Raw genomic sequence first — 7047 nt, 5'->3', positions numbered from 1 at the left:
TCAACTCCCATCTTCTCCTTGACATTCATGACCCATGCCAGGTGGGAATGGACACTGTCGATGGAAAGACCGATCAGCTGAACATTGAGTGCTTTAAACTCAGCCTCAGCCTGTGAAAATGCAATAAATTCAGTAGTACAGACCGGGGTAAAGTCTGCCGGATGGGAGAAGAGCACTACCCATTTACCCTTCAGGTCGGATAGTTTTAATTTTCCATGGGTTGTTACCGCTTCAAAATCCGGTGCAGGCTCACCAAGGATTGGAAATCCCACACAGTCACATTCGCACTCTTCTTCATAACACATATACAATCACATTATCTCTTCTTCAATTACCTTTCCGTTCACATAGGCAGGCATTCCGGCCAGGAGATACGCAACCCGGAGAGCTTCTTCGACTTCATCCTTGGTTACTCCCAGGTTTTTTGCTCCTGCCATCTGGGCCTTGATCGCATGCTGGTCCCTCATGGAAGCAGCAATGGCAATCGCGATGAGTTTTTTTGTCTTTCGGGACAATGCTCCGTCATCCCAGATATACTGGTCCAGGCGGAGAATCATCTCATGTATGTCAGGGTCGGTCTCAGCCAGTTTCTTAAAGATTTTGGGGACCTTTCCTATCTTCTTCTCAAGATCATCCATCCCTGAAGACATGCCCCTCACCCCTGCAGAACCATCGGTTCACCACAGCAGACGAGTTCTCCCCCTCCGACTTCAAGCACTTTTACTACATTTCCACAGATTTCACACTCATATACCTGTCCTTCTTCTGATACATTTACCATTGAAATCTCCTCCGAAAGAATATGTTCATCAGACGATACGTGGCGTTGGGCCGGACAAAAAAAAGAAAATTACCGTTTTGGTGGATTGATTGCATCCTCAGGCGTCTTTACATCTTCGCGGATGTGCGTCATGGGGAAGCAGTCATACATCTCACAGGCACAGGCAGGGCATTTGCGTAAATCCTGTTCAGCCTCGGTAAATTCAAGTGCTTTGCCACAATCAATACATACGTATTTTCCCGGGCCGACCTTTTCGCCAGCCTTGACCTTTTTTGCTTCGGTCACGGTTGTCACCATATCAGTAATCATCCTTGATCTTTATAACTGATTCGAATCCGTATTTTTCAGAATAGACTCGATTCAGGATATAATACCAGCAATTTTCACTGGATCATGAAATGAACCTGATAGGAAAGACAGTGAATTAAAGACAGATGATGTGAACTGTATAGTATGAAACCACAAATCCTTGCGCTTCTGGGAAGTCCTCTTCCGGAAGGAAATACGGCAAAACTTTTAAAACAGGCAATAGCAGGAGCTGAAAAGGCAGGATGCGAGGTGACCCTCATTGATGTACCATCCCTTGAGTTCTCATCTTGCAGGGAGATGTATTACTGCAAGGAACAGTCCTCCTGCATCATGGAAGATGATATGATCCCTATCTATTCGTTCCTCAAAAACATGGACAGCCTCATCATCGCCACACCGGTCATGACCATGGGAGTTCCCGGCCACCTGAAATCATTCATGGACCGGTGCCAGGTTTTTTATTGCGCAAAATATGAGCGAAAGGCACCCCTGATCCCAGCAGAGAAACGCAAAACCAGAAAGACCCTGCTGTTATCAATATCAGGCATGAACCTGCCCAATAACTTTGACGGGATAAAGATCTCCACCCTGGCGTTTTGTGATATCCTTGACTGCAGACTTGCAGATGAGTTGCTCATAAAAGACATGGATAATAAGGTGGATCTGGACCGGTTCCCTGACCTGCTGAAAGAGGCATATGATAAGGGATTTGCCCTTGGGTCAGCTCTGACCACACGGTCATAATCAGAGATATCCAAGGCTGCGAAGGGAGGTGACCTTCCCTTTGGTATAGATCAGGTGATCAAGAAGGCTGATGCCAAGGATCTTCCCGGCCTCTGAGAGTTGCCTGGTCACCGCGATATCTTCAGAGCTTGGTTCAGGGTTTCCTGAGGGATGGTTATGGATGCAGATGATCGCAGCCGCACGGTCGGTTATCGCATCGGCAAAGACTTCCCGTGGATGGACAAGGCTGTGATTTAATAGTCCCATCGTAATGGTACGGGTGCAAATAACTTCTGAAGCACCATTCAGGGTGGTAACGAGGAAATGTTCCTGTGATTTTCCGGAAAGGTCCGTCACCTCTGATATCTTCAGGATATGATCCGGCTCTGTTATCCGGATCCGTTCCTTTTCTGCAGGGGTCCCGTACCGGTTGGCAAGTTCAAAACAGGCCATGAGTACCGCTGCTTTTGTCGGGCCTATGCCATGTATCTCAAGAAGTGTGTCATAGGACGGAAGGTTGTCCTTCTTTAAGAGATCAGCAACCTGTCTGGAGATGGTGAGGATATCATTGTTTTTAGTTCCTTTTCCCAGGATTGCTGCGATAAGTTCGCTGTCCTTCAGGGCAGATGCCCCTTTCTTTTCAATCTTCTCCCTGGGGCGGTCAAGGGGATCAATATCAGTTATCCGCTTGGCAGGCATAATCTGTGCCCTCACTTGTTATCCGGAGTGCATGATGAGATTACTGATCCGATCCTCTCGAAACACTTATCCTCATGGATCTCGATGTTATCAGTATGGCAACCAAAGACAACCTTATGGAAGGTTTTGCCGGTGAGTCACAGGCAAACAGAAAATATGCGTCATTTTCAGATAAGGCAGCCGAAGAAGGATTTACAAAAGTTGCAACACTCTTTAAGGCTGCATCACTTGCAGAAGAGATACATGCACGCCGCCACCTGCAGGTATATGGTATCCCAGGTACCCTGGAGAACCTGTCCGCAGCAATTGAAGGTGAGACTGAAGAATTTACCCATATGTACCCGGAGTTCATCAAGCAGTCCCAGGCAGAGGGAAATGAGGATGCCACAAGGTCATTTACCTTTGCCATGAAGGCAGAACAGGTCCATGCAGGACTGTATGAAAAGGCACGTGCAGCAGTACAGGAAGGGAAGGATCTGGAAGTTTCAAAGATATTCCTCTGCCCCGTCTGTGGTAACATTGCGCTGGAATCAGCTCCTGGTGCCTGCCCTATCTGTGGTGTTCCAGGGAAAAAATTCCAGGAAGTAACCCTCTGATCCCAGAGCCCTGATTGTCAGAGTCAGGACAAAATCACAACATTTTTATGAGCCTGCATATGCAAGGCATATTACTAAATAGGCGTCAATAACCACTCTATACTCGTTATCCATGGACCGGTATTCACCAGAGCTCGAACGTGTCAAGCAATTATTACGTCAATCTCCCCGTGGAATGACAGTGATTGAATTGTCACGTGCATTGAATATCAACCGGAACTCCATGGCGAAATATCTCGACGTTCTGGTCATATCAGGGGACGTGGAATTTGACCGGATAGGCCCTGCGAAACATTTTTTCCTCTCGCAGAGGATGCCGCTGTATGAGATGCTCAGTGTCACATCTGACTGCATTCTCATCCTGGATGCATACAATGTTGTCACCTTCGCAAATACTGCATTCTTTGAGGCGGAAGGGGTGGGACCGGAGACCATCATCGGAAAGAAGATCTTCACCCTGAACCTGAAGATGGTCAGTGATGATATATTAAGCGGACTTGAAAGTGCAGGCCCTGGAATAACCCTGCAGAAAGAACTGGTCATCAATGCAGATACAAATGTCAGGATTTTTAATGTAAAGATGATCGGAACCGTCCTGCATGGTGGCATACATGGGATAACTCTTTTTTATGAAGATATAACAAAGAAAAGACTCTGTCAGGAGCGCCTGAAATCCAGTGAAAAACTCTACCGGGCAGTTGTTGAAGACCAGACAGAGTTTATTATCCGTTATCTCCCGGACAGGACGGTCATTTTTGCCAATCAGGCATACTGCCGTGCATTCGGTGTTGACAAGGATGATATCATCGGGAAGAAATTTACCCCGCCCATACCACCCAGGGATATGAAGCGGGTACGATCGCAGTTTGCTGATATCACCGTCAATAACCCGATTGTTATCACTGAAAACCCGGTTATTATGCCTGACATGACACTTGCCTGGCATAAATGGACAAATCGTGGGCTGTTCAATGACGAAGGGGTGCTGGTAGAATATCAGTCAGTCGGCCGTGATATCACAAGTCAGGTTCGGGGGGAAAAAGCGAAAATGGAGCTTATCTTTGAGATAACGCTCCTTTCTGACTTTACAACAGGCCTTCTGACGATAGAGAATGCCGACCAGCTCTATCAATACCTTGGTGATTACCTGAAAAAGACCGGGCCACATTCATGTATAATTATTCTGTCATTTTCAAAGACGCAAGGGGCCATCAGGGTGATCTCACAGGGAACACACTGGCGTAACAAAAAATTGTCTGATTATTTTGAGAATCTCATCGGCAAGTCATTTCCCTGTATCTCTGGAGTGCGCACGGTCCTCTCACCCGGATTACTCTCCCCGATGCCCCCAAGCATCTTCGATTATCCGGGTATATCTGGGACACCCTTTGCATGCCTGGGCAGGTATCTGAACCAGTATGAGGTTCACGGTATGGGAATCGGACTGGAAGAGGAGTGTCAGGGTTCAGTACTTTTTATCTCACGTGCAGGAAATCCACCAGGTCCCGAACGGCTTGTTGAGACCCTTCTCAGGCAGACCGGGGCATTTCTGCTCAGACTAAAAGAAAATTTGAAAGATTTATAAAACACGGGAGTGTGTGGTTTTGGGAGAGAGTCTTCCCGTGTTTTGATATACCTATATTCAGAATGTAACGACGGTTTTGCTAAACTCATACATTCAGGTGGCCATGGTTCAGGACCGAATTTTTCCACACAGGAAAACTGTCCGCATGATTGTTCCCGACCTCCCTACTCACATCTCTTGTGAGAACCGGTTATTAAGCATACGCCATGCGAATACGAAATGCGATTGTGCATATCAAAAATCAGAGAGTAATCAATACTACTGAACCAAACCGATTTTATTAAGCTAGAATATCATACCGAACGAGAGCTCATTGGGAGATTTCTCATGATTTTGTGATCTCGAATAGCATACGGAGTCGGTCAGTCAGCTCTGGTTATTGCGCCATGACGAACACTCTCTGACCATGATCGATCCAACAGGGAGATTTCTGGGGTATGTATGCATGGAGGTACCTCTTTCATGCATATCAGATGCAAATTATATATAGATACCTTTAATGGACTCCAATTTACTCTTCATAAAATGATTTTACACCAAAGGATGTATGTTCACCCGTGACATCATGGTGCTGGTGTCACGGCGAACAAAGGAGAGAAGCCATGAAAAGACTCATCGTTTCAGGACTTCGGACCTGTGACCGAAAGGATATCGTCGAAACTGAGATATCGAAATATATTATGGAGATAGGGGGCGTCGATGAGATCGTGTCCGGTGGTTCAGAGGGCGTGGACCTCTTTGCCAAAGAATATGCACAGGAGAACGGAATCAAGTATGTTGAGTTCCTTCCAGACTGGCAGAGCCATATCAATGCAGCAAGTTTTATCCGGGATGCCCGAATGGCTGAGTATGGCACTCATCTGCTTGTCCTCTCAAACGGAATCAGCAAGGAATCATTAAACCTTATCGAAGAGGCCAGAAGAAACCGCCTCACCATCAAGACTATCGGCGTCTTTAAAGGAATGCCCGGACATGAAAGCGGGTATGCCGGTGCATATCCGGGAACATTCTACTAAAGCCATACGGGATCTCCTCCGTCTATCTGACTATATCCCCGGATGCATGAGACCCTCCTCTCATGTCCCCTGTTTCTCTTGACTGAATATCTCAGCCATTTTTCATATTTATCTCCCCAATCACCAGAGAGATATACCGGATTGTTAATTTTCTAAAGAGGAACTATGAATCCAAGAAAAATTCGTGAAGACCGAATAGCATAGATAGGGTAAAGAGATTAATTTAGTATATAAAAGTATTTTTTATGGAGTTTAGATAAGATATCTACTTTTAACCAGAAAAACAAGGATGTTTGTTCACATGTGCATCGGTGCTGATGACACATGAATCTGGAGAGAATTACCATGAAGAAACTCATCGTTACCGGACTTCGGACCTGCGAAAGAAAAGATCGGGTATATGCAGAGATCAGCAAGTACATCTCTGAAATTGGTGGAGTTGATGAGATTGTATCTGGCGGCTTTGGGGGCGTTGATACCTACACCAGACAGTATGCAGAAGAACATGGCATAAAGTACAAGGAATTCGCCCCAGACTTTCAGAGCCACATCAATGCAGCACTCTTCATCCGTGACTCAGAGATGGCTGAATATGGAACTCACCTGCTTGTCCTCTCAAACGGAGTCAGCAAGGAGTCAAAGAACCTCATCGCTGAGGCACGTTCACACAACCTTCAGGTAAAAAGTGTCGGTGGATTTGAAGGACGTTCAGAGAGTGAGACCTACAAACCTGGTATTGTCCCCTCCCTGTACTGACCAGTCCTTCCAGTTACCCAGGGATTCTATCACCATATGGGAGCGACCCTCCTTTTCTCCCATATTTTCTAAAACACTCTCATCTCTTTTCCCACAGTATCATCTCCTGACACGGGCATCTGTGGTGCTTAATCCCCCTGATGACCACATATGATCTGATCCGGTCAGTTGTTTTCGCCTGGATGTATGGTTTGGGTCCAATAAGAGGACATAACAGAGGTATGCCAACTCCTCACGTTCCTGCAGTCCGGGCGATTTTGGATGTCGACGACAAGGGACTAAAAAGGGAGAAGCGGAGGCCATCTTCATTGCGCTGATTCCTGCTATCCTAAGAACCGTAAATCAGATAGTTCCCCGGGGAAATGGTATCCGTCAGATAGCCTTCACACATGCCAGCCCTTCAGATGCTCATGTCCCAATCACCATACCGTATGATATCATCAGATTACTCCTGCCTCGAAAATCAAGGGAATTTTTATGAAATAGTGAATATTTACGAGATACCAGAGAATGCCTTCAAATTTTACTTAGAATAGTATTGTAAAGGGACTCCTGAAAAACTACCTATTTTTAACGATAAAA

11 protein-coding genes are annotated in these 7047 nt (G+C 46.0%); 5 read left to right on the top strand and 6 right to left on the bottom strand.

Annotated elements, in window-relative coordinates:
- The 4 genes from LDL35_RS13570 to LDL35_RS13555 form a co-directional block, all read right to left on the bottom strand.
- A partial coding sequence (locus tag LDL35_RS13570) for a redoxin domain-containing protein (RefSeq protein WP_304023386.1) occupies window positions 1-305 on the bottom strand: 305 nt, incomplete at its 3' end.
- A gap of 6 nt (window positions 306-311) precedes the next feature.
- Complete coding sequence (locus LDL35_RS13565; protein ID WP_011449686.1) at window positions 312-650, bottom strand: carboxymuconolactone decarboxylase family protein; 339 nt, start codon at window positions 648-650, stop codon at window positions 312-314.
- Between the two features lie 5 nt (window positions 651-655).
- Window positions 656-781, bottom strand: a complete 126-nt coding sequence (locus LDL35_RS13560; protein ID WP_011449687.1) for a desulfoferrodoxin FeS4 iron-binding domain-containing protein — start codon at window positions 779-781, stop codon at window positions 656-658.
- A gap of 69 nt (window positions 782-850) precedes the next feature.
- Window positions 851-1090 carry a hypothetical protein gene (locus LDL35_RS13555; RefSeq protein ID WP_304023383.1) on the bottom strand — a complete coding sequence of 80 codons (240 nt, stop codon included), beginning with the start codon at window positions 1088-1090 and terminating at the stop codon, window positions 851-853.
- Window positions 1091-1234: 144 nt separating this feature from the next.
- On the opposite strand from LDL35_RS13555, the gene LDL35_RS13550 reads away from it, so the two are divergent.
- Window positions 1235-1834: a flavodoxin family protein gene (locus LDL35_RS13550; RefSeq protein ID WP_304023381.1), complete on the top strand. Its 600-nt coding sequence runs from the start codon at window positions 1235-1237 to the stop codon at window positions 1832-1834.
- On the opposite strand, the gene radC is transcribed toward LDL35_RS13550, so the two are convergent.
- Complete coding sequence (gene radC / locus LDL35_RS13545; RefSeq protein ID WP_304023387.1) at window positions 1835-2512, bottom strand: DNA repair protein RadC; 678 nt, start codon at window positions 2510-2512, stop codon at window positions 1835-1837.
- 74 nt (window positions 2513-2586) lie between these two features.
- Between radC and LDL35_RS13540 the strand changes: the two genes are divergently transcribed.
- The 4 genes from LDL35_RS13540 (at window position 2587) to LDL35_RS13525 (ending at window position 6465) form a co-directional block, all read left to right on the top strand.
- On the top strand, window positions 2587-3108 hold the full coding sequence (locus tag LDL35_RS13540; protein ID WP_304023379.1) for a rubrerythrin family protein: 522 nt from the start codon (window positions 2587-2589) through the stop codon (window positions 3106-3108).
- A 175-nt stretch (window positions 3109-3283) separates the two neighbouring features.
- Entirely contained in the window at window positions 3284-4693 is a 1410-nt protein-coding gene (locus LDL35_RS13535) for a PAS domain-containing protein (protein ID WP_304023377.1), read from the top strand.
- A gap of 602 nt (window positions 4694-5295) precedes the next feature.
- A complete protein-coding gene (locus tag LDL35_RS13530) occupies window positions 5296-5709 on the top strand; it encodes a DUF2493 domain-containing protein (protein ID WP_304023375.1) in 414 nt (137 codons plus the stop codon).
- 324 nt (window positions 5710-6033) lie between these two features.
- On the top strand, window positions 6034-6465 hold the full coding sequence (locus LDL35_RS13525) for an SLOG family protein (RefSeq protein ID WP_304023373.1): 432 nt from the start codon (window positions 6034-6036) through the stop codon (window positions 6463-6465).
- A 99-nt stretch (window positions 6466-6564) separates the two neighbouring features.
- Here the strand turns inward: LDL35_RS13525 and LDL35_RS13520 are convergent, their stop codons facing one another.
- Window positions 6565-6774, bottom strand: a complete 210-nt coding sequence (locus LDL35_RS13520; RefSeq protein WP_304023370.1) for a hypothetical protein — start codon at window positions 6772-6774, stop codon at window positions 6565-6567.
- Window positions 6775-7047: the final 273 nt, after the last annotated feature.

Origin of the sequence: Methanospirillum hungatei (assembly GCF_020216685.1) — an archaeon.
Lineage (GTDB): Archaea > Halobacteriota > Methanomicrobia > Methanomicrobiales > Methanospirillaceae > Methanospirillum > Methanospirillum hungatei_B.
The sequence above is the reverse complement of the archived record's forward strand: the minus strand, read 5'-3'. Positions and strand labels throughout refer to the sequence as shown.